This window comes from Rhodoferax sp., from assembly GCF_034520025.1.
Classification (GTDB): Bacteria; Pseudomonadota; Gammaproteobacteria; order Burkholderiales; family Burkholderiaceae_C; genus Allorhodoferax.
In genome coordinates, this window is sequence record NZ_JAXHNZ010000001.1 from 808,010 (window position 1) to 832,911 (window position 24,902).

29 protein-coding genes are annotated in these 24,902 nt (G+C 58.9%); 14 read left to right on the forward strand and 15 right to left on the reverse strand.

Features of this window, described 5'->3' with window-relative positions:
- The first annotated feature begins 33 nt into the window (after positions 1–33).
- The 3 genes from gshB to U5L73_RS03785 all read left to right on the forward strand — a co-directional run bounded on the left by gshB (position 34) and on the right by U5L73_RS03785 (position 2,236).
- Entirely contained in the window at positions 34–1,005 is a 972-nt protein-coding gene (gene gshB, locus U5L73_RS03775; protein WP_322561103.1) for a glutathione synthase, read from the forward strand.
- Positions 1,006–1,056: 51 nt separating this feature from the next.
- On the forward strand, positions 1,057–1,500 hold the full coding sequence (locus tag U5L73_RS03780) for a VOC family protein (protein WP_416221276.1): 444 nt from the start codon (positions 1,057–1,059) through the stop codon (positions 1,498–1,500).
- 157 nt (positions 1,501–1,657) lie between these two features.
- Complete coding sequence (locus tag U5L73_RS03785; protein WP_322561105.1) at positions 1,658–2,236, forward strand: PKD domain-containing protein; 579 nt, start codon at positions 1,658–1,660, stop codon at positions 2,234–2,236.
- A gap of 54 nt (positions 2,237–2,290) precedes the next feature.
- Here U5L73_RS03785 and U5L73_RS03790 read toward each other — a convergent pair whose 3' ends face one another.
- Both U5L73_RS03790 and U5L73_RS03795 read right to left on the reverse strand, forming a co-directional pair.
- Positions 2,291–3,181 carry a class II glutamine amidotransferase gene (locus U5L73_RS03790; RefSeq protein WP_322561106.1) on the reverse strand — a complete coding sequence of 297 codons (891 nt, stop codon included), beginning with the start codon at positions 3,179–3,181 and terminating at the stop codon, positions 2,291–2,293.
- A 28-nt stretch (positions 3,182–3,209) separates the two neighbouring features.
- A complete protein-coding gene (locus U5L73_RS03795; RefSeq protein ID WP_087496029.1) occupies positions 3,210–3,401 on the reverse strand; it encodes a 4-oxalocrotonate tautomerase in 192 nt (63 codons plus the stop codon).
- 70 nt (positions 3,402–3,471) lie between these two features.
- Between U5L73_RS03795 and U5L73_RS03800 the strand changes: the two genes are divergently transcribed.
- From U5L73_RS03800 to U5L73_RS03820, 5 genes are all read left to right on the forward strand, one after another.
- Positions 3,472–4,980, forward strand: coding sequence for a glycosyltransferase family 39 protein (locus tag U5L73_RS03800; RefSeq protein WP_322561107.1), 1,509 nt, complete (start codon positions 3,472–3,474; stop codon positions 4,978–4,980).
- 5 nt (positions 4,981–4,985) lie between these two features.
- Entirely contained in the window at positions 4,986–5,804 is an 819-nt protein-coding gene (locus U5L73_RS03805) for a phosphatase PAP2 family protein (RefSeq protein WP_322561108.1), read from the forward strand.
- Between the two features lie 187 nt (positions 5,805–5,991).
- Positions 5,992–6,978, forward strand: coding sequence for a WYL domain-containing protein (locus U5L73_RS03810; RefSeq protein WP_322561109.1), 987 nt, complete (start codon positions 5,992–5,994; stop codon positions 6,976–6,978).
- 13 nt (positions 6,979–6,991) lie between these two features.
- On the forward strand, positions 6,992–8,938 hold the full coding sequence (locus tag U5L73_RS03815) for a DUF2779 domain-containing protein (RefSeq protein ID WP_322561110.1): 1,947 nt from the start codon (positions 6,992–6,994) through the stop codon (positions 8,936–8,938).
- 103 nt (positions 8,939–9,041) lie between these two features.
- Positions 9,042–10,343 carry a PD-(D/E)XK nuclease family protein gene (locus U5L73_RS03820; RefSeq protein WP_322561111.1) on the forward strand — a complete coding sequence of 434 codons (1,302 nt, stop codon included), beginning with the start codon at positions 9,042–9,044 and terminating at the stop codon, positions 10,341–10,343.
- 159 nt (positions 10,344–10,502) lie between these two features.
- On the opposite strand, the gene U5L73_RS03825 is transcribed toward U5L73_RS03820, so the two are convergent.
- The 3 genes from U5L73_RS03825 to U5L73_RS03835 all read right to left on the reverse strand — a co-directional run bounded on the left by U5L73_RS03825 (position 10,503) and on the right by U5L73_RS03835 (position 12,697).
- Positions 10,503–10,979 (reverse strand): cyclic-phosphate processing receiver domain-containing protein, encoded by a 477-nt coding sequence (locus U5L73_RS03825; RefSeq protein ID WP_322561112.1) that lies wholly within the window; start codon positions 10,977–10,979, stop codon positions 10,503–10,505.
- A 7-nt stretch (positions 10,980–10,986) separates the two neighbouring features.
- Positions 10,987–12,045: an ADP-ribosylglycohydrolase family protein gene (locus U5L73_RS03830; protein ID WP_322561113.1), complete on the reverse strand. Its 1,059-nt coding sequence runs from the start codon at positions 12,043–12,045 to the stop codon at positions 10,987–10,989.
- A 190-nt stretch (positions 12,046–12,235) separates the two neighbouring features.
- The gene (locus U5L73_RS03835; protein ID WP_322561114.1) at positions 12,236–12,697 is read right to left on the reverse strand and encodes a YbjN domain-containing protein; all 462 of its coding nucleotides are present in this window, start codon (positions 12,695–12,697) and stop codon (positions 12,236–12,238) included.
- A 361-nt stretch (positions 12,698–13,058) separates the two neighbouring features.
- Here U5L73_RS03835 and U5L73_RS03840 point away from each other — a divergent pair, with 361 nt between their 5' ends.
- Together U5L73_RS03840 and U5L73_RS03845 are read left to right on the forward strand one after the other, a co-directional pair.
- A complete protein-coding gene (locus U5L73_RS03840; protein ID WP_322561115.1) occupies positions 13,059–14,018 on the forward strand; it encodes a TerC family protein in 960 nt (319 codons plus the stop codon).
- The gene (locus U5L73_RS03845) at positions 14,015–14,632 is read left to right on the forward strand and encodes an exopolysaccharide biosynthesis protein (RefSeq protein ID WP_322561116.1); all 618 of its coding nucleotides are present in this window, start codon (positions 14,015–14,017) and stop codon (positions 14,630–14,632) included. Before U5L73_RS03840 ends, U5L73_RS03845 begins: the two co-directional genes overlap by 4 nt.
- Before the next feature lies 1 nt (position 14,633).
- Here U5L73_RS03845 and U5L73_RS03850 read toward each other — a convergent pair whose 3' ends face one another.
- Complete coding sequence (locus tag U5L73_RS03850) at positions 14,634–15,452, reverse strand: DUF2520 domain-containing protein (RefSeq protein WP_322561117.1); 819 nt, start codon at positions 15,450–15,452, stop codon at positions 14,634–14,636.
- A gap of 44 nt (positions 15,453–15,496) precedes the next feature.
- Between U5L73_RS03850 and U5L73_RS03855 the strand changes: the two genes are divergently transcribed.
- On the forward strand, positions 15,497–16,351 hold the full coding sequence (locus tag U5L73_RS03855) for an NAD(P)-dependent oxidoreductase (RefSeq protein WP_322561118.1): 855 nt from the start codon (positions 15,497–15,499) through the stop codon (positions 16,349–16,351).
- Here the strand turns inward: U5L73_RS03855 and U5L73_RS03860 are convergent.
- Both U5L73_RS03860 and U5L73_RS03865 read right to left on the reverse strand, forming a co-directional pair.
- Entirely contained in the window at positions 16,348–17,016 is a 669-nt protein-coding gene (locus U5L73_RS03860; protein ID WP_322561119.1) for a phosphatase PAP2 family protein, read from the reverse strand. The two genes, U5L73_RS03855 and U5L73_RS03860, sit on opposite strands and share 4 nt — an antisense overlap.
- Before the next feature lie 8 nt (positions 17,017–17,024).
- On the reverse strand, positions 17,025–18,077 hold the full coding sequence (locus U5L73_RS03865; RefSeq protein WP_322561120.1) for a serine/threonine protein kinase: 1,053 nt from the start codon (positions 18,075–18,077) through the stop codon (positions 17,025–17,027).
- Positions 18,078–18,208: 131 nt separating this feature from the next.
- On the opposite strand from U5L73_RS03865, the gene U5L73_RS03870 reads away from it, so the two are divergent.
- Positions 18,209–18,652: a potassium channel family protein gene (locus U5L73_RS03870; RefSeq protein ID WP_322561121.1), complete on the forward strand. Its 444-nt coding sequence runs from the start codon at positions 18,209–18,211 to the stop codon at positions 18,650–18,652.
- 36 nt (positions 18,653–18,688) lie between these two features.
- On the opposite strand, the gene U5L73_RS03875 is transcribed toward U5L73_RS03870, so the two are convergent.
- From U5L73_RS03875 to U5L73_RS03900, 6 genes are all read right to left on the reverse strand, one after another.
- Positions 18,689–19,117 carry an organic hydroperoxide resistance protein gene (locus tag U5L73_RS03875; RefSeq protein ID WP_322561122.1) on the reverse strand — a complete coding sequence of 143 codons (429 nt, stop codon included), beginning with the start codon at positions 19,115–19,117 and terminating at the stop codon, positions 18,689–18,691.
- A 56-nt stretch (positions 19,118–19,173) separates the two neighbouring features.
- Positions 19,174–19,641 (reverse strand): MarR family transcriptional regulator, encoded by a 468-nt coding sequence (locus U5L73_RS03880; RefSeq protein ID WP_322561123.1) that lies wholly within the window; start codon positions 19,639–19,641, stop codon positions 19,174–19,176.
- A gap of 107 nt (positions 19,642–19,748) precedes the next feature.
- Positions 19,749–20,492 (reverse strand): transporter substrate-binding domain-containing protein, encoded by a 744-nt coding sequence (locus tag U5L73_RS03885; protein WP_322561124.1) that lies wholly within the window; start codon positions 20,490–20,492, stop codon positions 19,749–19,751.
- A 7-nt stretch (positions 20,493–20,499) separates the two neighbouring features.
- On the reverse strand, positions 20,500–21,327 hold the full coding sequence (locus tag U5L73_RS03890) for an ABC transporter permease (protein WP_322561125.1): 828 nt from the start codon (positions 21,325–21,327) through the stop codon (positions 20,500–20,502).
- A 1-nt stretch (position 21,328) separates the two neighbouring features.
- The gene (locus U5L73_RS03895) at positions 21,329–22,261 is read right to left on the reverse strand and encodes an ATP-binding cassette domain-containing protein (RefSeq protein WP_322561126.1); all 933 of its coding nucleotides are present in this window, start codon (positions 22,259–22,261) and stop codon (positions 21,329–21,331) included.
- The gene (locus U5L73_RS03900) at positions 22,261–23,754 is read right to left on the reverse strand and encodes an AMP nucleosidase (RefSeq protein ID WP_322561127.1); all 1,494 of its coding nucleotides are present in this window, start codon (positions 23,752–23,754) and stop codon (positions 22,261–22,263) included. The genes U5L73_RS03895 and U5L73_RS03900 overlap by 1 nt, the downstream gene beginning before the upstream one ends.
- Positions 23,755–23,839: 85 nt before the next feature.
- On the opposite strand from U5L73_RS03900, the gene U5L73_RS03905 reads away from it, so the two are divergent.
- Positions 23,840–24,166: a hypothetical protein gene (locus U5L73_RS03905; RefSeq protein WP_322561128.1), complete on the forward strand. Its 327-nt coding sequence runs from the start codon at positions 23,840–23,842 to the stop codon at positions 24,164–24,166.
- On the opposite strand, the gene U5L73_RS03910 is transcribed toward U5L73_RS03905, so the two are convergent.
- Entirely contained in the window at positions 24,135–24,416 is a 282-nt protein-coding gene (locus U5L73_RS03910) for a cysteine-rich CWC family protein (protein WP_322561129.1), read from the reverse strand. The genes U5L73_RS03905 and U5L73_RS03910 overlap by 32 nt on opposite strands.
- On the opposite strand from U5L73_RS03910, the gene U5L73_RS03915 reads away from it, so the two are divergent.
- Positions 24,415–24,873, forward strand: a complete 459-nt coding sequence (locus U5L73_RS03915) for a CYTH domain-containing protein (RefSeq protein WP_322561130.1) — start codon at positions 24,415–24,417, stop codon at positions 24,871–24,873. The two genes, U5L73_RS03910 and U5L73_RS03915, sit on opposite strands and share 2 nt — an antisense overlap.
- Positions 24,874–24,902 lie beyond the last annotated feature (29 nt).

Sequence of the window (24,902 nt, forward strand, 5' to 3'; positions counted from 1 at the left end):
TGGCGGGCCTCCAACTTTTTGCAAAGAGAGAGCATGCACATTCTTTTCGTGGCAGATCCGCTGGAATCCTTCAAGATCTACAAAGACACCACCTTCTCCATGATGCGCGAGGCCCAAAAGCGCGGTCACCGCATCAGCGCTTGTGAGCCCAAAGACATCATGTGGCAGCGCGGCGGTGTGGTCACCGCCTATGTGCGCGACATCACGCTGACGGGTGAGCCCGATGTTTGGTTCACCGCAGCCCAAAGCAAGCCGGACGAACGCCCACAGGCCATCAAAGATTTCGACTGTGTGGTGATGCGCAAGGACCCGCCGTTTGATAGCGAGTTTTTTTACGCCACCCATTTGCTCGAGCAAGCCGAGCGCGAGGGCGCCAAGGTGTTCAACAAGCCGCGCGCCTTGCGGGATCATCCCGAAAAGCTGGCGATTCTGGAGTTTCCCCAGTTCATCGGCCCGACGCTGGTGACACGGGATGCTGAGGACGTGCGCCGCTTCCATGCCGAGCATCGCGACATCATTTTGAAACCGCTCGACGGCATGGGCGGCATGGGCATCTTCCGGGTCAAAGACGATGGCCTGAACTTGGGCGGCATCATCGAGACACTCAATAAAGACGGCGCTCAGACCCTGATGGTGCAAAAATTCTTGCCCGCCATCAGCGAGGGAGACAAGCGGGTGCTGGTCATCGGCGGCAAGCCGGTGCCGTTTTGCCTTGCCCGCATTCCCCAGGGGGGTGAGGTGCGTGGCAATCTGGCTGCCGGAGGCAAAGGAGTGGCCCAGCCGCTCTCCGACAGCGACCGTGCGGTGGCAGAAGCCTTGGGCCCGATTCTGGCTGCGCGTGGTTTGCTCTTGGTGGGGTTGGACATCATCGGTGACAGCCTGACGGAGATCAATGTGACCAGCCCGACTTGCTTCCAGGAGATCACCGACCAGACAGGCTTCAATGTGCCGGTCATGTTTATCGACGCACTGGAAGCGGCGGTGGCAGCACACCCCGGCGGTTGAGCCTGTTCTTTTTTTTGAAGGGTCTGTATGTCTGAATCTACTGCTGTCGTGATGCCGGTGCCCGCGACTAACCCAGCGCCTTTGTCGCCTTTTCATCTGGCCTTCCCGGTGCACGATCTGGCAGCTGCACGCCGGTTTTATGGCGAAACGCTGGGCTGCCCCGAGGGCCGCAGCTCACCGGAGTGGATCGACTTCAATTTTTATGGGCACCAGATCGTGGCCCACCTCGCGCCCGGGGAGTGCGGTAGCGCGGCCCGTAGCGCGGTCGATGGCCATGGCGTGCCGGTACGCCACTTCGGCATCGTGTTGCCCATGGCGGATTGGGAGGCCATGGCATCACGCCTGCAAGCGCAAGGCATTGAGTTCGTGATTGAGCCTTACATCCGGTTCAAAGGCGAGCCGGGTGAACAGGCGACGATGTTTTTCCTGGACCCCTCGGGCAATGCGATCGAGGTGAAAGCGTTTTCTGACATCGGCCGTTTGTTTGCCAAATAAGTCCGCATCAGGGGCTGACATAGTTCACAGATAGCCGGTTTCGCTGCAAAAGCGGCCAATCAGCCCCTAGCGGCAAGCGCGAGCAAGTCACACAATGACGGTTGTAGCGCGCTGGCCAGCCGGGTGCAGCGGCTCGCAATCCTTTGGAGACCGCCCTATGACATCACGTACCCTCGCTTCCATTCTGGCCGCCGCAAGCCTCTTGCTCGCAGGCGCAGCCCATGCCCAGTTGCTGGGCGCCATCACGGCTTCGTCCACCAACGTCAAAGTGGGCGAGCCCGTGACCATCACGGCTAACATTGATGTGATCAACGCCAATTACTGCGGATTCGTGGTGGGCTTTGGGGATGGCACTTTCAAAGACGCCGTTAGCAACGTCAACACGCCGGTTCCTTTGGTGATCACCCGCACCTTTGACAAGCCGGGCTCCTACCATGTCACACTGGGCGGTAAAAACGTTCAGAACCACCCTAATTGTGGCGGCCAAGAGAGGGCTGTCGACATCACGGTGACTGGTACTGCCGTTGCCGCGGCGCCTGTCGCTTCTGCTACGTTGACGGCTGCATCGGTGTGTGAGAAACCGTGGAAGCTGTCCGGCAAACTCAACGCCAAAACCGGCACCTTCACCTGTGCTGCCAAGGCCGGGACCGCATTCCCCGCCGTGAAGCCGGTGTGCAAAGGCGATTTGAGCTATTTCGAGAACAGCAAAAAAGGGCAGTACGGCTGCAAGCCTTAAGTGCGACGCGGGTGCGGCCATGAGGCCGTTTACCCGTAGCAGGTCGTGCGATCGTTAATTCGCAGCAGGGGCTGCCAGGGCTGCGGCTTTGGCAGCCTCTTCTGCTTCTCGCTGGGCCGCTGCCGCTGCAGCAGCTGCCGTCAGAGTGGTTTTGCACACAGCGCGCGCAATCGGCCGGCCTTCGACAAAGGCCTGCAGCTCACCTGACTCCATCGCCACCCAAGCCTCATTGGTCGTCAAGGGCTCGGTCACGACGATCACCTGGCGGTCTTCGGGGCCGTTCAGGTCAGACAAATCGACCGTCACATCCTCATCCTTGAGCTGTACTTCGGGGAACGGGTGTTGTCGCGATACGTAACATAGCTTGGTGCTGGCATGGGCCCACAGCGCTTGGCCGTTGCTGAGCAAAAAGTTGAATGTTCCGTGGCGTGCAATTTGGGGCACCAACTCCGACAAGGTGTTGGTCAACTCCTCGACCGAGGGCACCGTGACATGCGATTTGTTGAGCTCTTGCAGAAGCCAGCAGAACGCTAGTTCGCTGTCGGTGCTGCCAACCGGCTTGAAGCTGCCGTGCAAGGGCGGTTGGAACTCTTTCAGATCCCCGTTGTGGGCGAAGACCCAGTACCGCCCCCAGAGTTCCCGCGTGAAGGGGTGGCAGTTCTCGAGGGTCACTGCACCGACGGTGGCTTTGCGTACATGCGCCACCACGTTGTGGCTTTTGATCGGGTAGGACTTGAGCATCTTCGCAATCGGCGAGGTTGCTGCACTTTCCTTGTCCACAAAGTGCCGGGCTGCTTTGCCGGGCAGGTTGCCTTCGCTTTCAAAGAAAGCGATACCCCAGCCATCGAAATGGTGGTCTGTGCAGCCGCCCCGTTGCGAAAACCCGGTGAAGCTCAGGGTCAGGCTGGCCGGCAAGCGGCTGTTCATACCTAGCAATTGACACATAGAAGCAGTTTACCCCGCAGGACGAGGTTCACGTGCGTGGTTCCGACCACAGTTTGCCGCCAGTGGACCAATTTTCGCGCTTCACCTCGGTGATGATGATGTCTACCGCCTCCGGCGAGCAACCCAGCGTTTCCGCGGTGACCCGGGTCACTTCTTCCACCAGCTTTTTCTTCTGCTCGGGGGAGCGGCCTTCAAACATTTCAACGTGGTAGGTGGGCATGGTGTTCTTTCAAAGGGGATAAGGCGCGCAGATTAGACTGCGGACTTCTTATTTTCCTCTGACTTGTCCTTTGCAATTTTTGTTACCTACCTCGAGGCATTGGATCGCCCATCGGGTCTTGTGGCTGGTCTTTGTGCTGCACGCCGTGTGGGGCGCGGTGCTGGGCCTGTCGGTCGATGAGGCGCATTACCTCTTGTATGCCGCCCATCCGGCGCTCAGTTACTTTGACCATCCGCCCCTGGTGGGCTGGGTGCAAATGCCCCTGGTCGCGTTGGATGTGCCGGTGGCGGTATTGCGCCTGGTGCCTGGCCTCTGCTGGCTGCTCACCGTCTGGGGTGTACACCGGCTCACCTTGCGGATGTGGGCGGGGCATGCCAAGGCGGACCAAGCGGCCTTGGCCGCAGTTGCAGCCTTGGCGTTAGCGCCCTTGTTGCATGTGCTGGGTATTGGCTTGCTGCCCGACACCCTGCTGATGCTGCTCACCGTCGCCCTGATGTACCAGACCTGGACCCTCATGCAGCCCGGTGCCGTGCACCGCAGCGCAGCGTGGTGGGCGATGGGTGGTTTGCTGGGGCTGGCGGGCTTGGCCAAATACACCGCAGTGTTCACTGCGCTGGCAATTGCGCTGTGCCTGGTGCAAGCCCACGGCTGGCGGATGTTTCGGTTACCCGCCTTATGGGGCGGCATGGCCCTCGCCGCCTTGTTGATCAGCCCTGTCTTGGTGTGGAATGCCCAGAACGGCTGGATATCGTTTGCCTACCAGCTAGCCCATGGAAAAGGCAGCGTGTGGCAGACGGTGCATGTGCTGCGCTTTTTGCTCACCCAACTGGTGGTGTTTGGGCCTTTGTGGTGGTGGGCTGCGGTGGGTTGGCGCAGCGCGCCTGCGGCCATGCGGAGCCTGGTAGGCCTGTTCGCTGTTCCCTTTGTGATCTTTGCCTACATGGCTGGTGGTGGCACTGCGCTACCGCATTGGACAGCGCCCGCCTGGGTCGCGCTGGCCCCGTTCGCAGGTATGGGGCTGGCACTGGCTTGGCAAGGGCGTGTGCGCGTGGTGCTGAAAGGTCTGGGCGTGCTGCAGGCGGTGGTGTGCCTGGCCTTGCTGGGCCTGATGGGCAGTGCCGGGTGGCCGCTGGTGCCCCGGAGTGACGCCGCGGTGGCGTCCCAACCCAATCCTTTTGCAGACCTGCATGGCTGGGACGCGGCCGGCGCTCGCGCCAGCGCATTAGCGACCCAACACGGGCTCTCGCAGGTGGCGGTGCAAAACTGGACATTGGCGAGCCGCCTGGGTTGGTACGCGCGGCCACTGCCGGTGTTTGTGTTGGAGGAGGGCGATTCGCAATTCCAGCTGTGGTCCGGCTCGCTGCCCGCAGGCGAAGGTGCGTTGCTGGTGGACTGGTCGCATATGGCCTACGACCCGCCGGTGGGAGCGCATGGATTTGCCACTTGTCAATTGCTAGAAAGCCTGCCGGTGCAGCACATCGGCATGCCATTGGCCCGCTTCCGTTTTTACGATTGCCGCGGCTGGGCAGGCGCCACACCGCAGCCGCGCCTTACACTCGCGCCCATTTCCCAGAACTGAACGCCATGTTGTCCACCCCCACAAGCCCTCACGCTCTGGCCAGCCCGGTTGCCCACCGCAGTTGGTGGTGGCCTTTGGTCATTTTTGTGCTCGGCACGCCACTGTGGCTGCAGACCTGGGAGCCAGCCCTGTTTGTGGCGATCAACCAGTGGTGTGCTCCTGTGGCGGCAGAGTTCTGGACTGGACTCTCTTTATTGGGCAATGGCTGGGGTTTGCTGGCTGTTACGGCGCCCCTGCTCGTACTCGCCCCCCGGCTGATGCTGGCCTGGCTATGCGCTGCGCCCTTTGCTGTCTTTTTTGCCCGCACCGGCAAGTTTTTGATTGAGAGCCCGCGCCCGGCAGCCGTCGTCGATAACGCGCAAATGCGGGTGGTGGGCGAGTTGCTGCACAACGTGTCTATGCCCTCCGGGCACACTCTCACTGCGTTTGCGGTGGCCTCCGGCATTTACTACGCGCTCACCCCGGCGCAGCGCCGCAAGTTCGGCTGGGTGCTGATGGTGTTGGCAGTCGGCTCAGGTGTGTCGCGCATTGCGGTGGGTGCCCATTGGCCCGGCGATGTGGTGGTCGGCGCGAGCCTGGGCCTGTTGTCCGGTTTGTTGGGCCATCAAGTGTGGATGCGCCTGTCTGAGCGGCAGTTCGCGCTCCAAGCCAAAGGCCTGCAATTGGCCGCCGTCTTGGTGGCGCTGTCGGTGTACCACCTGCTGACGGAGGAGCTGGATTTCGCTGAAAACCACGTGCACCAAAAGGTGCTGGCGGTGGTGGCGGTGCTCAGCTTGTTCGCCTATGTCTGGCGGCTCTTGCGCGAGTTATTCAGAGGAAAATAGGCCTGTAGCCCAGATGATATCTGCGCAAGCAGCTATTAAATAGATAGCATTTAAGACTTGCTGTCGTGAACGACAGCACGTGTCGTGCGCTGCCGAAGGTGCAGCAGACTTTTGCGTTCCAAGTCCGACACTACTGGTTTGCACCATCCATAATGGTTGCGTCAAATATCCTGCGCAACACGTTCACATGCCTAGCAAACCAGACAACCTGGAAACTCTGCAAATAAGTCTGGAATTGCTAAAACGCATTCCCCGTCAACGCAAAATTTCTGCACCTGAACTACATGCGCAACTGCTGGCAGCGGGCTTTGTTCGCGACTTGCGGTCTGTTCAACGCCAGTTGGAGTCCTTGTGCAGGCATTTTGATATCGAACGTGACGAAAGCTCGCGGCCCTATGGCTATCGCTGGAAAGAATCGGCCGCAGGCTTATCGCTGCCGGGTCTGACAGAGCAAGAGTCACTATTGCTGTGTTTGGCCGAACAACAGTTGCGTCACCAGCTACCTGCTACGTTGATGAAGTCGCTGCAAAGCTTTTTTGACCAAGCGCGGCGCAACCTCTCGCCGGCACAAGCCGAGGTATCTGCAGTACGGGCCCGCGAGTGGCTGAGCAAGGTGCGGGTGGTGAGCTCCACCTTGCCCATGCTGCCGCCCCACATTGCGCCTGGCGTGTTTGAGCAGGTGAGCCAAGCGCTGTACAACAACTGCTGGCTGGAAGTTGGGTATCGCAACGTAGATGGCAAACGCACCGATGCCAAAGTGATGCCCTTGGGGCTGGCACAGCAAGGCGTTCGTTTGTTTATGGCTTGCCGTTTCGACGGCTATACCGACACCCGCAACCTGGCCCTGCACCGCATCCAAGAAGCCCGTTGCACCAACCTGCGCTTTACCCGTCCTGCGGACTTCGATCTCAAAACCTATGACGACAACGGACGCTTCTCTTTCGGGCAAGGAACGCGCTCGCAAATTCATTTGTGGATAGACGCAAGCCTGGCGGTTTTGTTGGCCGAGTCGCCGTTGTCGCCGGACCAGCGCATCGCGCCTTCCAAGCACCCGCAGGGTGGGCATGAGTTGTTGGCCACCTTGGCCGATTCCAGTCTGCTGGTCTGGTGGGTGCGTAGCCAGGGCGATGCCGTCAAAGTACTCGCCCCCGAAGAGTTAGCCAGCAAAATTTAAGGAGCCACGCACTTTGCAAACGCCCAATCCGCGCTACCTCACCAAGTCCCGTTTCAAATTGGCGGTGGACTGCCCCAGCAAGCTTTTCTACACCGGCAAACAGGAATATGCCAACGCCAACGATGGCAACGAGCTTCTGGCAATGTTGGCCGATGGAGGCTTTCAAGTAGGTGAGCTTGCCAAACAGATGTACCCCGAAGGGGTAGAAATTCTTGCCAAAGTGCCCGCGCAAGCCATCGCCGAAACTGCGCCGTACCTGGGCCAAGAAAACTTCACCTTGTTCGAGCCTGCCATCGTGGTGGGGAGCTATTTGGTGCGGGTGGACGTGCTTGTCAAACGGGGCACTAGCCTGCAGGTAATCGAAGTCAAAGCCAAGTCTTACAGCGGCGACCCAGCCAGCCTGAGCGGCAAGCGCAAACCCATTGCGAATGACTTCTTGCCCTATGTGCAAGACGTGGCTTTTCAGAAGTGGGTGGTGCAACAGGCTTTTCCGCATTGCAGCGTAAGTGCTTCTTTGCTGATGCCGGACAAAAGCAAGACCACCACAGTGAGTGGCTTGAACCAATGGTTCAAGGTGCAGCGTAAGGGTCGCAGCACCGAAGTGCTGGTGGACCCACGCGCCCACACGCCGGGCTTGGCCGAGAGCGTGCTTACTTGCATCAGCGTGGACCACCTGGCCAACGAGGTCATCAACAACCCTATCGACATACCCGGTGGCCAAGGCACCATGGCCGAACTGGCCAAACTGTGGGCACACAGCTACCAAGCAGACACCCGCATTGCCCCGGTCGTTGGGGCGCATTGCCGAAGCTGCGAATTCAAAGGCGAGCTGGGTGCCGACAAGCGCAGCGGCTTTCATGAATGCTGGAAGTGGGCCCACAACTGGACGGATGCCGACTTTGCCAATGGCACGGTGCTGGACATCTGGAATTTCAGGGGCAAGGACAAACTCATCCAGCAAGGCGTGCTCAAGCTCAAGCAGGTGACCGACGCTGACCTGGGCGTCACCGACTTTGACCTTGCCACCCTGAGCAACAACCAACGCCAGTGGTTGCAGGTGCGAGGCATGCCGCCCGAGCACCAGGCGCAGGGCTATTACCTGGACCGCGAAGGCCTGGCTGCGGAGATGCGCAACTGGGTGTACCCCTTGCACCTAATCGACTTTGAAACCGCCGCCGTGGCGCTGCCCTTTCATGCGGGGCGCAGGCCGTATGAGCAGGTGGCTTTTCAGTTTTCGCACCACACCCTGCAAAAAGACGGCAGCCTTGCGCATGCGAGCGAATTTTTGTGTGCGGAGCCCGGTGCGTTTCCTAACTATGCGTTTGTGCGGGCGCTTTACGAAAGCCTGCGCCACGACCAGGGCACCGTGTTCCGCTGGAGCCACCATGAAAACTCCATCCTCGCCGCCATCAAACACCAATTGGAGCAGGATGCCGTGCCGCCGGCCGACAAGAATGAGTTGATTGCCTTTATCAACAGCATCACCAAAGGCGGCGAGCGCGCCATGGTGGACTTGGCCGATGTAGCCCGCAAACACTACTTTCACCCTGCCACCAAGGGCAGTTGCTCCATCAAGCGGGTATTGCCCGCCGTGTTGGCGGGGGCACCGGGGTTGCAAGCCCTGTACTTGCATCCGGTGTATGGCGCTGAAGGGGCCATCCCCAGCAAAAACTTCAAAAACATGGCTTGGGTGCAATACGACCCAACCGGGCAAATCATCGACCCCTACAAACTGCTCAAAGGCGAGCTGGAAGGTGTGGACGAAGATGAGGAAAACCCCGGCATTAACCAAGGCGGTGCTGCCAGTTATGCCTATTTACGGATGCAGTTTGAAAATATGGACCCGGACGAGCGCAAGGCTTTAAAGAATGGGTTGCTGCGGTATTGCGAGTTGGACACGCTGGCTATGGCGCTTGTAGTGCAGGCCTGGAGTATTGATTTGATCTCTGCGTCGCGGTAATAGATGGTAGGCTGGGTGATATGGAGACATACACGATATTTTTGCGAGATACAACGAAGTTGATATCTCTTGCTCAAAGAATGAAAAATAAGGGGTAATTCAAATGTCAGGTATTGAAAATGAAATTGCGTTAAATACAAATTTTGTGAAGCTTGATCAAGCACTTAAGAGATTCAACATTTTTGATGCACTGGGCGTTCGAAATCACGAGATTCGCCATTCCAATTTTTTGGGATATTTGCTTGATCCTAATCAGTCTCATGATCTAGGTGCGGAGTTTTTGATTGAGTTTTTACGAAATGTTTCTCGCGAGTCGGCAGAAGTTATTCCCCTGCTAGACCTCAATTTGCCACTAGCGCAAGTGGAGCGTGAGAAAAAGTTTCAAAATGCCACCGACTCTTCATTGGATTTATTTGTTGACATTCCGTTGATGAGCGGAGGTGGAAAGTTTGTGCTTGCAATTGAAAACAAGTTAAATTCAACGCAAGCTAATGGACAGCTTTCAAGATATTCCGAGCATCTTCATCGAGAAGTTATTGGCACAGCCGGCAAGCTCCTAAAGGTGTTTTTAACTCTAAATGGAGAGGATGCAAATTCGGACGGGTGGCGTTCATTGTCATATTTTCAAGTTGTCACACCAACTATTGAAGCCCTAATCGACAGTAGGTCGGATACGTCTGGAGATTATTTCATTCAGATACTTAAAGACTACTTGGCTGCAATCACGCGTGACGCGGATTCAAGTGATTTGGATGATGTGGTTGTCGATTTTGTCAAAAATAAACCTCAACTTGTTCAGTCCATCAAGGAGGACAAGAGTGCAAATAGTCTTCCAAGAGTTCGCGTTCTCTTCCCTCGGGCCTATTCTTATGTAAGAGGCTTCGATAACGACCCTCGTGTCAAAGTTTTGACTGCATTTAAAGCTACGAAGTTTGAGTTAGGTAGCAATTTAAAGATTGAAACCTCCAGTCGCAGCTATTTGCGGTTGTCATTTCTTACTGAGGAAAATGGCAAAAAGCTCGCTACTGCCTGTGCTCATCCAACTCGACCTTGGCTTGAAAGTAAAAGACACTTGGCTTTGGAGCTAAGGCTGGATAAAAGTCTTAAAGACGACGTAGCTACAGGAGTTAATGGTAAGGTTTGGTTAATGTTGGGGCCTACCGATGAAAACTATCCATACAGAAAAGAACTGGTTAAATTTTTGAATGGTTGGGAAGAGATTAAAGATGTTTCACCCCGATACACAAAAATTCTGCTGGATGCCCAGCATGAAAAATCATTTAGAAACTTGAATCCCGAAGGTGTTAATGCTTGGATTCAAAGCAAATTTTTTAAGATTGCACAAGATATTCAAAAAGATATAAATAAAAAATTGGAAATTTTCTTTAAAGATTATTGTTTTTGAATTGAGCGCATTTGAAGGTGGTTGCAGTCCATGCCGTTATCGTTGTAATGGGGTTCTCTTCCTCTAAGATTTCGGCAGTGCTTGCACTCGCGGGAGGCTTTACATATCGAAGCACTCGGAGTCAAAGTCGGCGATAAAGCTCAGTGAGTCTTGGCGGGGTTACCGCATTCTGAGTTTGAGTGTGTCAAGCAGGGTCGGATCATCACGGCGTGGTCCATCCAAAACCATTGCTCCACTCGGTATAAGTGACTCTGCAAGCTCGTGAAACTGCAGCCTCGGATTCAGCCGCCAATAACTGGCGATGTGGCTGAGCAGTGTGTCGATTTCCTGTTGCCTGCCCGCCTGCAGGTCTGCCAAGCGGGTAATGGTGTGAATACCCGCCAGCATTTTTTCACGGGCAGACGCGTTGGCGGAATGAACGTGCAGGCGCGGCGGCTTCAAGCCATGCAGGGCCACTGCTTCTTCAATCCACAAAATGACGTCGTATCCGGTGCCGCGCTTGTCATCGCCCAAGTCGTGGTCCAAGCTGATTTCAGTGACTTGGTCTGTCTGGAGCAGCGCTATCACTTCGTCCGGCCAATAGCAACGTGTCCACCCCTCCGGGGTGGCGCGTTCGTCATCTAAATAGATTCTCATGCGCGACTCAAGCGGGCTCGTGGCTCACCAAACCGGCCGCCATCTGCGCTATCTGCGCTCCCAAGTGAACCCGGTCTTTCCACGTTTGCGGGATACCGTTTGCACCATAAAACGCACCGGCAATCTGTCCTGCCACGGCTGCGGTGGTGTCCGCGTCGTCCCCCAGATTGGTAGCAGCCAATACGCAGCTTCGGTAGTCGATGGTGGTGGCAAAGCTCCACAGGGCGGCTTCCAGGCTTTGCACCACATAGCCTGTGCCCCGGATTGCTTCTACCGTTTTGTGAAGGTAGGCGCCCGTGGCTATGGCTTGCAGGCCAGGTGTGCACGCCAAGTTCAGCTTGGAGGGCGCCAAAACTGCGTCTTTACTTTCACCTTGTAAGGCGCGCAACATCGTCTCTGCCATGAGCTGGCAGGCCACCAAGCACTCCGGGGCGCGATGCGTGGTTTTGGATTGCTCTACCGCATAGCGGATAGCGTCAGCCGGGGTGTCTTGAAAAAACAAAACTACCGGAGCCAGCCGCATGATGCTGCCGTTGCCTGCGTCATTCGGGTCCGTGGAGCCGGCGCGCGCGGTGCCGCTTCGTCGATAGCGCTCCAGCGCGTCGGATGTAGTGCCGCCTATGTCAAAGCCATGCTCCAGCAGGCTGGCTGCCAGGCACAGCGCCATGCTGGTGTCATCCGTCCATTGGCCGGGCTGCAAGCCAAACACCCCGCCGCCCACCATGTCGGAAACGGGTGTAAATGAACCCCGTGGCGAGAACTCCACGGAGGTGCCTATGGCGTCTCCGATGGCGAGGCCGAGCATGGCACCCTGGGCTTTAAGGATGCGGTCATTCATGTTCATGGGGCTTTCATGTTTGGGCGGGGGGCTGGTCAGCATACTCCGGCAACCTTGTGCGTTGGGTGGAGTCACCAGCGTGCCCTCCAGGGCGCGCATGAGTGCAGAGGCTGTTGCATATTCCAGCTTGAGCATGCGTTGCAAGAAGGCGACGGATGCGTTGTGATGCTGGGCTACCAAGGTTTGGGCTTGGTCAAGTAGTGTGAGGTTGACGACGGGTTTCTTCAACGTGACCTCCTGCCGCAGGCGAGAACAAGCAGCATCACGGTCGCTATAAAAAGCAGCGGATGTGGGCGAGTGAGCCAAGCCGGTGTGCTTGTGGGGAGTAGATGGGGTGCCCACCGGCACCACAGTCGCCAGAGCAGGTAGTAAACCGCAACCAACAGGGCGATTTGAACGACTGAAAGCAGCATGGCGTTCAGGATGGGTCGTCTATCTCACCTTCCGGGTCCGACTGGCCTGGAGGAAGCGCGATATCGTTATCGGGATCTAACTCTGCCATTGCACGGTTGATGTTGTCGCTAAAAATCCGGCAAGAGCGGATAAACGTTTCCCGTGTCATGCCATCGCAGAACAAAAGCGTGTAATCCAGACGCAGCTTTTTCTCGTCAGTACTTGCAGTAAGTAGTATGAATTTGCGGTTGATTTCATTGCAAAACTCTAGGCGCTGCGTCACGCTTGTGGCGCGGCAAAATTCGGTGTGCGTCGTGAAAATGAGAATTCCTGTGGCTTTGCGGATGCGAATCCAGAATGGAAACCAAGCGCCTTCGTGAACGTAAATTTCTCCGTCTTTGTCGAGCCGGTGTTGGATTACAGCGCGCTCCAGTTCCAGAGAAAGGTTGACGGTTGAAACATCGCTTTCTTCAATCACAGTACACATGTTTTCTCCTGAGGCATGCAAGGGAACTCCGATCTATTCGAGTGGCACCAGTGTCAACGCCAACCATGCGTTTTGTTGATTTCTCCGTTATCAAAGCGACACCAAACGTCGTGTTCAGTGTGGCGTCTGTGTTGAGGGCATCGCATTAAAGTCCAGAATTTTTGCAGGGGTATCCACCAGTCTGCGATCATCCCTACACCTATAGGGGAGTAGCTTTCCCGGCACGCAGGTGTCGGGGTTGCATGTTTCGTCAGTACGTCGCGGGTGAATCGCCATCCCGGCCGGAGCATGCAGAGGCGCCAATAGTGCGCTCTCCCGCAAGACCTACAGGGAATGTTCCATTCATTTTGAGGTCTTGCTTATGCAAACAATTGCTCCCCTGTGGCTATGGGCCACGTTCGTCGGCATCGTTCTGGTGTCGCTTTTTGTTGATTTCGTTGTTCTCAAAAAGCAGGGCGCGCACGACATCGGTGTCAAAGAGGCGCTCAACTGGTCGCTCGTCTGGATTGCCTTGAGCTTTCTGTTCAATGGTTTGTTCTGGTGGGCAGTCAAAGACACCACAGGCTCGGTGGAGCTCGCTAACACCAAATCGCTTGAGTTTCTGACCGGCTATCTCATTGAGAAGTCGCTGGCGGTGGATAACATCTTTGTGTTCCTGCTGATCTTCACCTACTTCGCGGTGCCTTCGCACTACCAGAAGCGGGTGCTGATGATCGGCATCATCGGTGCCATTGTGTTGCGCTCCATTATGATTCTGGTGGGCGGCTGGTTGCTCGCTGAGTTCCACTGGATCTTGTATGGGTTCGGCGCGTTCCTGATCCTTACCGGTGTGAAGATGTGGTGGGCGGCTGGCCAAGAGCCGAGCCTGGATGACAACCCTGCCTTGAAGTTGTTGCGTAAAGTGTTGCCTGTGAGCAAGAACTTTGATGGCGAAAAATTCTGGACCGTGGAAAACGGCAAGAAGATCGCGACACCCCTGTTCATGGTGATCTGCTTGGTGGCCCTGACCGACGTGATCTTTGCAGTGGACTCGATTCCCGCGATCTTCGCGATCACCAGCGACCCCTTCATTGTCTTGACCAGCAACGTGTTTGCGATTCTGGGTCTGCGTGCCATGTACTTCTTGCTGGCAGCGGTTGCTAACAAGTTCCACTTGTTGAACTACGGCTTGGCCGTGATCCTGGTGTTCATTGGTACCAAGATGTGCTTGATCGATATCTACAAGATTCCGGTGGGCGTGTCCTTGGGCGTGGTGATCGGTATCCTGGCTGCCACCATGTGGTTAAGCGTTCGCACCAGTAAGAACGAAAACCACGCATGAGCGTCCATCACACGCAGGCCGAGCGTCTGCGGGCTGCGGCCACCGCGCTCCAAGACGAGCCGCTGAGCTTGCAGCAACTGTTCCGCCTGCACGGGCGGGCGGGGCCGGGGGCTTTGCTGGTGGTGCTCGCCGTTCCCTGCCTCTTGCCTGTGCCCGGCGCGGGCATGCTGCTCTCGATGGGGATGTTGATGGTGGCTTGGATGATCTGGCGCTACTACCCGCGCCTCGTCATGCCGCGCAAAGTGGGGCGCTTTCAGTTGTCGCCGTCCATGGCGCGCCGTGCACTCAATACCCTGGCGTGGCTGTATGAAAAGGCTGCCCGGGTCATGCGGACGCGGCAGCGCTGGTGGATGCAGCCGGGCCATCGTGTCTGGCTTGCTCCGTTTGTGGCTGCCATGGCGATGGTCATCTTTTTGCCTATTCCTTTTGGCAACGTCGTGCCGGCAGCGGCCCTGCTGCTGATTGGTTTAGGGCTGGTGTTTGAAGACGGGTTGGCTATGCTCTCAGGTGTCGTACTGGGTGTGGCTTTGTTGGCAGTCCTGGCCGCTCTGGCCGGCGGCGCTGCCCACTGGGCGCCCGAACTCTGGGCCGCCTGGTTCGCACGATTGCCGTGAGTCAGTGCCCGCCTAGCCGCAGCGCCAACGCGCTGAGGGCTTGGTAGGCCTCGCCACTGGGCGCATCCCATGCTTTCACCACCGCGGTCTGGCGCTCAATGGCGGCCACATCGCCCCGCGCAGCAGGGCCTGTGAGCGCACCTGCCGGCCCAAGCCGTGTAATGTTGGCTACCGCATTGCGTAACAAGGTCGCACGCAGGTGCGGTAGCAAGTGGGCGGGTACACCGCTGCGGGTCCAGGCCGCTTCAGCGACCGATTGGATCACCGGCAGAAAGTTGGTCGCGAACACCGCAGCAGCGTGGTAAAGCACCTTGTCCTCGCTGGCCACACCAAACGTCTGCGCGCCAATCGCATCGAATGCCACGCGCAAAGTTTCGCAAGCTGAGGCGTCGCCTTCCAGGGCACAGGCGGTACCTGCAAACTGCTGTACCGCGGCATCGACATCTGCAAAGCTCAAGATGCAATGCGCACTGGCCGTGCGCCATCCGAGCTCGGCCAGGGGCTGCAAGCTGTTGGCGTTTTGGGCGCCGCTGCAATGAAAGACGGTAGGGCGGGCGGCCCCAGTATGTTTCGCGGCGGCGAGCGCACGGGCGGCTTCGGCGATCCGTGCGTCTTGCACCGCCACCATCCACACATCGGCGGGGCGCATGGCCTCCAGGGTGGCGGTTGCATTGCCTGCGCCTATCGCAGCGCAGGCCTCTTGGGCGCTCGCCGCGCTGCTGGTCAACACATCTTGAATCTCGAACACGCCATACCGTGCCCACAAAGTGGCCAATGTGCGGCCCACACGGCCAGCGCCAATCAGATTCAAAGTTGTCACGCGCGCTTCACTCCGGGAACGGTGGGCGCCGGTACCATGGCGCCATGAAAAAAATTCTGGTTACAGGCGGCACTGGTGCCGTCGGCAAATACATTGTGGACGATCTGGTGCAGCACGGGTACACCGTAGGGGTGCTCGATGTGGCAGCCCCGGCCCGCAGCGACGTGGCGCACCATGCCGTAGACGTGTTACAGCTCGATGCGGTGCTGCAGGCGATGGCCGGGTATGACGCGGTGGTGCACGTGGCGGGCATTCCGCACCCGCTCAACGACCCGGCCAAACGGGTGTTTGATGTGAACGTGAATGGCACCTTCAACGTGTTGGAAGCCGCAGCCCAGCATGGCATTGCCAAAGTGGTGTTCACCTCCAGCGAATCGACCATGGGTTTTGCCTTCGCCGCGCACCGGCTGGCGCCCCTGTATATCCCTGTGGACGAAGCGCACCCGGTCCGCCCGCAAGACCCCTATGGCCTGAGTAAGGTCGTGAGCGAACAAATCTGTAAAACCTATTCCGACCGCTATGGCATGCGCACGGTGTGCCTGCGCATGCCGTGGGTCTGGCTGCCGGACGATGCACAGCGCCCCTTCTACCGTTCGCTGGTGGCGGAGTACCCGAACTGGTACAAAAACATCTGGACCTTCGTGGATGCCCGTGATGTCGCAACTGCGCACCGTCTGGCATTGGAGGTAGAGCTGGACACCCCGCATGAAGCCTTTTTCATTACCGGTCCGCACAACTGGACGGGCCGCGATGGCCGTGCGCTGATGGCTGAGTTCTGGCCGGAAGTGAGCCGATTTGCCCCCGACTTCAGCGGCACCCAGCCCTTGATATCGCATGCCAAAGCAGCCCGTTTGCTGGGGTATGCACCCCGTTATGGCGTGGCAGAGGTGCTCGCTTAGGCCGGGCCGGCCTGTCCATGGGGCGTCACGCTGACCGGCCCCGTGGGGGCTTGGTGCAGCTGGTGCCGCCGAAACGGTTGAACTTTGCCCGAGAGCCAGAGGGCTATCCGAACTTCCAAGGCATGGGTCGGCAGGTAGGTCGCGGTGCTGGTATTCAAGGCCAGTACCAGCAGGCAGGGCGCCCACCGTGAAGCCGGGTGCCGCAAGGGCACCTGCCCCAAACGTCGCACCACCGGCACACTGACTGCAAGCCCAAGCAGCCATGCGGCTACGACCTCACTCACGCTGTGCGCTCCTACGACGACCCGTGACACGCCCACCAGCAAGGCCAGCGCGGCACCCAGCGGAGCGCCGAGATCGCGCCCCCACCGGCTGGGCAAACCCCGTAGCAACAAGGGCAATATGGCCGCGGCCAGCAGGCCATGGCCGCTCACGCCGGTGAAGTCGATCGCGGCAATCCCGATGCCCCAGCCATAAAACAGGCATTTGCTGGTCACGGTGAGTGCCACCGCAGTCGCCATCGCCACGACATAGTGGCGGGCAGCGGCCTGTGCGCCACTGCGCCGTAGCCCGAATGCCACCAACACAAACGCCGGCAACAGCAGGCTGGACGAGCCGAAATGGGTTACTGTCCACCAGACCGGGGCAATGGGGGTGTTGCTCAAGGCCTCGTTCATACGATCAGGGGACTCTCGCTCATGGCCTCGATCTGGTCCTCCAGCATTTGGATCTGGCCTTTCCAGTAGTCGCTGCTGCCAAACCACGGGAAGTTCACCGGAAAAATCGGGTCGCTCCAGCGCCGGGCCAGCCAGGCGCTGTAGTGAATCAGGCGCAGCGTGCGCAGGGGCTCGATCAGGGCTAGCTCCATAGGATCGAACTCGCGGAATTGCTCGTAGCCATCGACCAGCATGCCGAGCTGCCGGGTTTGCTGCTGCCGGTCGCCGCTGAGCAGCATCCAGAGGTCTTGCACTGCCGGGCCGGTGCGCGCGTCATCTAAGTCCACAAAATGCGGGCCGGGACCGGCGCTGGCCGCGGCATCGGTCGGCGTCCATAGAATGTTGCCAGGGTGACAGTCGCCATGCAGTCTCAGCTGGCGTATACCGCTGGAATTGGTCTTGTTTTTGCCTGTAGCGCCCGCCATATCTGCGCGAGCAGCTATCAAATCAATAGCTTCCTGGCAGCGCTTGCTCCAGAGGGTTTGTACATCCAGTGGCACGCAGTCGTGCGCGAGCAGCCACTGCATCGGCTCCACCGCAAAGGTTTGCACATCCAGTGCAGGGCGTTGCACAAACGGGCGGCGCGCGCCCACGGTATGGATACGCGCCAGAAAGCGGCCTATCCATTCCAGCACTTCACCATCGTCGAGTTCAGGCGGGCGGCCACCGCGGCGCGGGCTCACGCTGAAGCTGAAATTCTGAAACCGGTGCAGGGTCTGGCCGTTCAGTACCAAAGGGCCGACGGCCGGAATTTCGGCCGCCATCAGCTCGGCGGCAAAGTCGTGCTCTTCTTGAATTTGCGCGTCGCTCCAACGATCGGGGCGGTAGAACTTGGCCACCACCGGCGCGCCGTCTTCGAGCTGGACCTGGTAGACCCGGTTTTCGTATGACGAGAGGGCGGTGAGCCGCCCGTCGCCGCGCAAGCCCACGCTCTCCAGCGCGTCGAGCACCACGTCCGGGGTCAGGGTTTCAAAAGGATGGGCGGCGTCGGGCGCGGTGGGGGAGTTCATGCGGGCATTGTCCCCCGCTTTATGACTCGTGCGGCCTAGCGCTGTGATGTCCGCAACCAGATGAATGAGCGCGCCGACACCGATTGATGCAAGTCAATGTGTGTTGCTTGGGGCGGCCCTACAGTTACTGGATGCGCAAAGTCAAACTGCACAAGCTCGTGATAGGTCGCCGGGGGCTGGCGTATTCGCTGGGGCTGTGCATGTTGATTCTGGGCATCGGGGGGCTGGGCTTTTGGGTGCTGGAGCCGCGCGCAGAAACCTTTAGCGACGGCTTGTGGCTGGCCTTCACGACGGCGGCGACCGTGGGGTATGGGGATATTGTGCCCAGCACACACGTTTCACGCTTTTTCGCGGTGCTGGTGGTGCTCATGGGGTTGGCCGTGCTGTCGCTAGTGACCGCGTCGGTGGCCGCCATGCTGGTGGAGGTGGAAGAACGCGCGATAGATAGTGAGTTGCTGCGCGAAATTCACGCCCTGCGCTTGGAAGTGCGGCACTTGCGCGATGAAGTGCAGGCTCATCATCCTGCGCGTGACAAAGAAAAAGCCGACCCACCCGAAGGTGTGTCGGCTTCGTGAGCCTGCAGCGCTGCAGCAGCGCCGGAGCACTCGCGATTAGACGACGGTGATGGTCACTTCGATGTTGCCGCGTGTCGCGTTGGAGTACGGGCACACTTCGTGAGCCTTGGCAACCAGGGCTTCTGCTGCGGCTTTGTCCATGCCAGGAATGCTGACTTCCAGGGCGACCTCGATGCCGAAGCCTTGCGGGATCTGGCCGATGCCTACTGCAGCCTTGATGCTGGTATCTGCAGGCAGCGCGATCTTCTGGGTACCCGCCACGAATTTCATGGCGCCGATAAAGCAAGCGCTATAGCCGGAGGCAAACAGTTGCTCAGGGTTCACGCCGGCGCCAGGACCACCCATTTCTTTGGGTACCGCCAGCTTCAGGTCCAACAGGCCGTCGGAAGTGCGTGTGGTGCCATCACGGCCGCCGGTGGAGGTGGCGTGGGCGGTGTAAATCACTTTTTCGATTTTGTTGACCATGGTGCTTCTTTCATAAAAGCTGCGTCAGCAGCGGTTGGGGGTAATCGTGAAGGGGTTTAACCGTGTGAGCCGGTCAGCCGGTCACGCAGGGTTTGAACTTGTCCGGTCAGAGCCATGAGCTCCGGCACGGGGCAGCCGCTGGCGGCAACAACGCAGGCCGGGATACTGATGGCCTTGGCTTTCAGGGCGCGACCTTGGGGGCTTACAAACACTTCCACACGGCGCTCGTCCTGGGCACTGCGCTGACGGCGCAACAAGCCGCTGGCCTCCATGCGCTTGAGCAAGGGCGTGAGCGTTCCGGAGTCGAGGAACAGGCGCTCGCCCAAGGCGGAGACGCTCAAGCCGTCTGTTTCCCACAGTACCAACAGGACCAGGTATTGCGGATAGGTGAGTTGCAGGGTGTCCAGCAGTGGTTTGTACAGCTTGGTCATGGCCAACGATGCGGAGTACAGCGCAAAGCACAGCTGGTTGTCCAGCCGCAGGGCAGCGTCGTTGGCAGGAAGTGGATGGGCGCTGTCTGACATGGGTTGAAGTGTATTTCACAATTAAATTGTGTGCAATTTGATTGCGAAATGCCTTTTGCAGTGTGAGGGCGTTCAGAGATCTGCTGCCCGTATCCGGCGAAAGTCTGTTAACGGCTCGCGGGGCGCAGATAGGTTTGTGCAATCGTCTCAACGTTGACCTGCTTGAGTCCTTCGTTCAAGACCAGTCGCATCGCCTCGGCAGAGGGGGTGCGGTTAAAGCAGACGTAAAGAGGCAATCGCCCGGTGACCGGCCGAGCCGCCAGTTCGAGCGATGTCAGTGAATGCACTTTCTGGAGATGCTCAAATACCCGAGCATCTGTCACGGCGTAGTCCACCCGTTTGGCCGCCAGTTTTTGGAGGCTGGACAAATCATTGGGCGCAGCATCCAGCACTATCAGCGATTGCGATCCCAGGCGCGCAATATCGGGGCCGTTGTCGTAGCCCTCGATCACACCGATACGCTTGCCATGCAAGTCGCTCCACTGGCGCCAAGTCGACTGACCACCCTTGCGTTGTGCCAAATAAAACTGGTAGTAGCCAATGGGGTCGGATGTCCGGCCATTGGCATCGGTGCATTCTTGTTGCGACGCGGAGTAAAAACCCAAGGGACTGTTGCGAGCACCGCTCATGGTGACTTTGATGGCCCGGAGCCAGGGAAGCACCTTGACGGAGACGCTATGCCCCTGAGTGGCGTAGGCCTCCCGTAACACTACGGACAGGAAGCCTTGATTGGGTACGGCGCCGGAGTACGGCGGCCAATCAAGCGTCACCAGATTCACCTCATTGGCAGCTGCCGGGCGAAACGCCAGCACGAAGAGGCTGGCAAGGGCGACGCGGAGAAGTGGGCGCATGGCGGTTTTACTTGGAAAAGCGCTTTCGAGTGAAAGCAAGCGCCACCCAAAATGCACCCGTCGCATAAGCTACGAGAACCAAGCCATGGCGCAAGGCATCCGTCGGCCATTGATCCATGAACAACGGTCGCACCAACGCGACCGCATTGGACAACGGCAACCAGTCCGCAACGACCCGCACAGCCGATGGCAGTTGATCCAGAGGAAAAAACACGCCACTCAAAAACATCATCGGTGTGAGAAAGAGCGTGAAGTAGTAGGTAAAGAAGTCGTAGCCCTTGGCCAGCGCATTGAAGATCAGTGCAATGCAACTGAAAGTAATGCCTACCCCCAGCAAAATGGGCCAGGCCACCAGCAGCTTGGGGCTGTGGCTGATACCAAGCACCAACATCACGCCAAGAATGGCGGTGACCGTGAACAAAGACTTGAAGGCTGCCCACAACATCTCGGCCAGCACCACGTTGTCCAAGCTGACTGGGGCGTTCATGATGCCGTCCCACGTCTTTTGCACATGCATACGGCTAAAGGCGGAATACAAGGCCTCAAATGACGCGGACTGCATGGCGCTCATGCAAATCGAGCCACTGGCCAAAAACAGGATGTAGGGTACCTGCTGCCCATTCACCGTGATCTGCCCCACCAGTGCGCCCATGCCGTAGCCGAATGCGACCAGCCACATCAAGGGCTCGGCAATATTGCCCACCAGGCTGGGGATGGCCAGCTTGCGCCAGACGAGCAGGTTGCGCAAAAACACCGGCCAAAAGCGCATGGACAGCTCGGGCGCGCGCCAGATGCTCTGGGGTTTGAGAAGGCGGGCAGTTGTGGGGGTGCTCATATCAGGCGTCCTCCCGGATCTGGCGTCCGGTCAATTTCAAAAACAGGTCTTCCAGGTTGGCCGGGCGGTGCAGGGTGCGCAACTGCGGATAAGCGACCAACGCATGCAGCAACTGGGCGGAATCCTGGGTGTAAAAGAAGACGGTCTCGCCGCTCACTTCCACCCGCGCGGCCAAACTACGCAAAGGGCTATCTAGCAGCGCGTGGGCGCCGACGCCGAACACCTCGACCACATCGGGCTCCAGGTGGGCGGCAATCAGGTCGCGTGGCGTGCCTTCGGCAATCTTCTTGCCATGGTCCAGCACCAGCAGGCGGTTGCACAGGCGCTCGGCCTCGTCCATGAAGTGGGTGGTGAGCAGTATCGACTTGCCTTGCTGCAGCAGCACCTGCAAGCGCTCCCACATCAGGTGGCGGGCTTGGGGGTCCAAGCCGGTCGTAGGCTCGTCGAGCAGAAGCAGCTTGGGGTCATTCACCAGAGCACGGGCGAGGCTGAGGCGTCGCCGCATGCCGCCCGAGAGTTCGCCGGGCTTGGCGTTGGCCTTGTGGGTGAGGGCCGCGAACTCCAACAGCTGCGGGATCCGTGCCTTGATGGCGGCGTCTTTCATGCCGAAGTAACGGCCATAGACCAGCAGATTCTCCGCGCAGGTGAAGTCCGGGTCCAGGGTATCGAACTGGGTCACAACGCCCAGTTGCGCCTTGATGGCCATGGCCTCATGCGGCATCTGCAGGTCCATCGCAGTGATGGTGCCGCCATCCGGCAGGGTGTGGCCCAGGCACATGCGGATGGTGGTGGTTTTGCCAGCGCCGTTGGGCCCGATCACACCCAGGCACTCGCCCGGTGCGATGTGGAAGCTCAGGTCTTTTACGACTTCGGCATCGCCGTAGCGTTTGTGCAGGTGATCGACCTGAAAGAAGGTGGTGTTGGAGCTGCTCATTACTGAAATGCCACTTCCGCAAAACTGCGCAGCTTGCGGCTGTGCAACTGGTCTATGCCCTGCGAGCGCAGCAGTTCCAGGGCGCGGATGCCGATGCGCAAGTGCTGATCCACCCGCTCGCGGTAAAAGTGGTTGGCCATGCCGGGCAGTTTGATTTCGCCGTGCAGCGGTTTGTCGCTCACACACAGCAAGGTGCCGTAGGGCACCCGGAACCGAAAGCCGTTGGCAGCTATGGTGGCGCTTTCCATGTCCAGTGCTACGGCGCGGCTCTGGCTGAAGCGGCGTTGGGGCTGGTTGTCGGGCAGCAGTTCCCAGTTGCGGTTGTCGGTGCTGGCCACGGTGCCGGTGCGCATGATGCTCTTGAGAGCTGCGCCGCTCACCTGCGTCACATCCGCCACGGCTTGCTCCAAAGCGACCTGAATTTCTGCAAGCGCCGGAATCGGCACCCACAGCGGAAGCTCTTCGTCCAGCACATGGTCTTCGCGCACATAGCCGTGGGCCAGCACATAGTCGCCCAGCTGCTGGCTGTTGCGCAGGCCCGCGCAGTGGCCCAGCATGATCCAGGCATGCGGGCGCAGCACGGCAATGTGGTCGGTGATGTTTTTGGCGTTGGCCGGGCCGACCCCGATGTTCACCATGGTGATGCCGGCGTTATCCGCCCGCACCAGGTGGTAGCCGGGCATCTGGGGCAGGCGGGGTGGCTCTTTGCCTAGGGCATCTGCCGCCTCAGCAGGCAGGCCGACCCGCCGGGTGACCATATTGCCGGGCTCTATAAAGGCGATGTATTCACTCTCCGGGTCTTGCATCGCTTTGCGGCCCAGCGCGATGAACTCATCAATATAGAACTGGTAGTTGGTAAACAGCACAAAGTTCTGGAAATGCTCCGGCCCCGTGCCGGTGTAGTGGCGCAGGCGGTGCAGCGAATAGTCCATGCGCGGCGCAGTAAACAGTGACAGCGGCATGGGCTCGCCGGGGCGGGGTTGGTAGGTGCCGTTGGCAATGCCGTCGTCCATGGCGGCCAGGTCGGGCAGGTCGAACACATCGCGCATCAGGGTGCGGCGCTCGGCGCTCATCTGGCCTTCCACATGGTCGTGCTCGGCGAACGAAAAGTGCACCGGAATCGGCTGGTTGCTGGTGGCCACCTCAATCTCGCCGCCGTGGTTTTGCAGCAGCAAGCGGAATTGCTCCAAGTAATAGCGGTGGTACAGATCAGGCCGGGTGAGCGTGGTCTCGAACCGGCCGGGGCCGGCGACAAAGCCGTAGCTCAGGCAGGCAATGTCTGCCGCCGCCTTGCGGGACACGGTATCGGTGTGGATGCGCACCAGTGGATAGCAGGCGCGAACGTGGCCACCCAGCGCTTCACCGGCCACAAAGCGCTGCATGGCCTGGCGCAGGTAAGCGATGCTTTGGTCGTAGATGGCGTGAACCTGCGCCAGCGCAGCGGCGGCGTCGGTGAATCGGGCGGGTGCGATGAAAGAGGGATGGCTGGTCATGCGCCCATTGTGCCGTTGTATTTTCGCGCTGCGAAGACAAGGGGCATGGAGTAAAGTGCAGCCAGTACCACCCAATTGACCTCTGGTGACTGACCCCAAAGACTCCCGCTATACCGAAACCGGTTTCCCCTCGCTGCAGTGGGAAGACGATGACTTGGACACGCGCCCCCTGCCTTTGAACGAGAGGCCCTTGCAGGCCCGTATTGACCACGAGATGGCCATCATCGCGGAGCACCACATCCGCATCGCCCTGGCGATCGAGCGGTTCTGGGGGCACCGGGATTGCGTGGAGTACATCAGGACCCTGATTTTGAATGGCGGCTATTCGGACGGCGCGACCAAGCGGGTCGGCTTCAAGGCAGAGGTGGTGTCTGCCCTGATCAATCTGATTGCCCTACATCAACTTGAGTAGCGCAGTGTGCGCAGACGCAGGCCAAGCCCTTGGCTTGCTCAGGGATTCGGCCGAGTAGCGCTGCGCTGAAACTCACCTGTGTGCACCAGCACGGGCCCTGCGCCTGGCCGGTAGCTTTCGCAAGCTCCATGGCGCACTGGTTCGCCTTGCCGCATACAGGGCACACTTGGGGGTTGATGGCTGGCGGAGTGGTCATGGTGTTGGCAGTGTAGCCATCCGCTGCCCGCAGCTCACACACGGAGTGCTTCATGGGGATTGAGATCGAACGCAAGTTTTTGGTGAGCGGGGACGCTTGGCGCAACGACAGTGGCGTGCTGTACCGGCAGGGTTATCTGAACCGTGACAAAGCACGCACCGTGCGCATCCGTATTGCGGGTGGGGTGGCCTTTCTCACCATCAAAGGCAAAAGCACTGGCGCGACCCGTGCTGAGTTTGAATACCCGGTGCCCTTGGAAGATGCGCAGGCACTGCTAGCCCTGTGTGATGGTCCGCTGATTGAGAAGACCCGCTATGTCGTCTTGTATGCCGGTCACCGCTGGGAAGTGGATGAGTTTGCCAGCGATAACGCTGGATTGGTAGTGGCAGAGCTGGAGCTGTCGGCAGAAGACGAAGCTTTCGAGCATCCCGCTTGGCTGGGGGCAGAGGTCACCCACGACGCTCGCTATTTCAACTCCAACTTGGCTGCACACCCGTTCAGCGCTTGGTGAGTCGGGGGCATGACGGACGCTGATGGGCA

What these genes read in the sequence shown, in the direction of transcription:
- U5L73_RS03900 (WP_322561127.1), bottom strand. Translation starts at nt 23,754, where the DNA reads ATGACCAGCCATCCCTCTTTCATCGCACCCGCCCGATTCACCGACGCC.
- U5L73_RS03820 (WP_322561111.1), top strand. Translation starts at nt 9,042, where the DNA reads ATGTCAGGTATTGAAAATGAAATTGCGTTAAATACAAATTTTGTGAAG.
- U5L73_RS03785 (WP_322561105.1), top strand. Translation starts at nt 1,658, where the DNA reads ATGACATCACGTACCCTCGCTTCCATTCTGGCCGCCGCAAGCCTCTTG.
- U5L73_RS03865 (WP_322561120.1), bottom strand. Translation starts at nt 18,077, where the DNA reads ATGAACTCCCCCACCGCGCCCGACGCCGCCCATCCTTTTGAAACCCTG.
- U5L73_RS03790 (WP_322561106.1), bottom strand. Translation starts at nt 3,181, where the DNA reads ATGTGTCAATTGCTAGGTATGAACAGCCGCTTGCCGGCCAGCCTGACC.
- U5L73_RS03880 (WP_322561123.1), bottom strand. Translation starts at nt 19,641, where the DNA reads ATGTCAGACAGCGCCCATCCACTTCCTGCCAACGACGCTGCCCTGCGG.
- U5L73_RS03870 (WP_322561121.1), top strand. Translation starts at nt 18,209, where the DNA reads ATGCGCAAAGTCAAACTGCACAAGCTCGTGATAGGTCGCCGGGGGCTG.
- U5L73_RS03840 (WP_322561115.1), top strand. Translation starts at nt 13,059, where the DNA reads ATGCAAACAATTGCTCCCCTGTGGCTATGGGCCACGTTCGTCGGCATC.
- U5L73_RS03805 (WP_322561108.1), top strand. Translation starts at nt 4,986, where the DNA reads ATGTTGTCCACCCCCACAAGCCCTCACGCTCTGGCCAGCCCGGTTGCC.
- U5L73_RS03890 (WP_322561125.1), bottom strand. Translation starts at nt 21,327, where the DNA reads ATGAGCACCCCCACAACTGCCCGCCTTCTCAAACCCCAGAGCATCTGG.
- U5L73_RS03855 (WP_322561118.1), top strand. Translation starts at nt 15,497, where the DNA reads ATGAAAAAAATTCTGGTTACAGGCGGCACTGGTGCCGTCGGCAAATAC.
- U5L73_RS03915 (WP_322561130.1), top strand. Translation starts at nt 24,415, where the DNA reads ATGGGGATTGAGATCGAACGCAAGTTTTTGGTGAGCGGGGACGCTTGG.
- U5L73_RS03810 (WP_322561109.1), top strand. Translation starts at nt 5,992, where the DNA reads ATGCCTAGCAAACCAGACAACCTGGAAACTCTGCAAATAAGTCTGGAA.
- U5L73_RS03885 (WP_322561124.1), bottom strand. Translation starts at nt 20,492, where the DNA reads ATGCGCCCACTTCTCCGCGTCGCCCTTGCCAGCCTCTTCGTGCTGGCG.
- U5L73_RS03845 (WP_322561116.1), top strand. Translation starts at nt 14,015, where the DNA reads ATGAGCGTCCATCACACGCAGGCCGAGCGTCTGCGGGCTGCGGCCACC.
- U5L73_RS03780 (WP_416221276.1), top strand. Translation starts at nt 1,057, where the DNA reads ATGCCGGTGCCCGCGACTAACCCAGCGCCTTTGTCGCCTTTTCATCTG.
- U5L73_RS03835 (WP_322561114.1), bottom strand. Translation starts at nt 12,697, where the DNA reads ATGTGTACTGTGATTGAAGAAAGCGATGTTTCAACCGTCAACCTTTCT.
- gshB (WP_322561103.1), top strand. Translation starts at nt 34, where the DNA reads ATGCACATTCTTTTCGTGGCAGATCCGCTGGAATCCTTCAAGATCTAC.
- U5L73_RS03795 (WP_087496029.1), bottom strand. Translation starts at nt 3,401, where the DNA reads ATGCCCACCTACCACGTTGAAATGTTTGAAGGCCGCTCCCCCGAGCAG.
- U5L73_RS03895 (WP_322561126.1), bottom strand. Translation starts at nt 22,261, where the DNA reads ATGAGCAGCTCCAACACCACCTTCTTTCAGGTCGATCACCTGCACAAA.
- U5L73_RS03825 (WP_322561112.1), bottom strand. Translation starts at nt 10,979, where the DNA reads ATGAGAATCTATTTAGATGACGAACGCGCCACCCCGGAGGGGTGGACA.
- U5L73_RS03875 (WP_322561122.1), bottom strand. Translation starts at nt 19,117, where the DNA reads ATGGTCAACAAAATCGAAAAAGTGATTTACACCGCCCACGCCACCTCC.
- U5L73_RS03910 (WP_322561129.1), bottom strand. Translation starts at nt 24,416, where the DNA reads ATGAAGCACTCCGTGTGTGAGCTGCGGGCAGCGGATGGCTACACTGCC.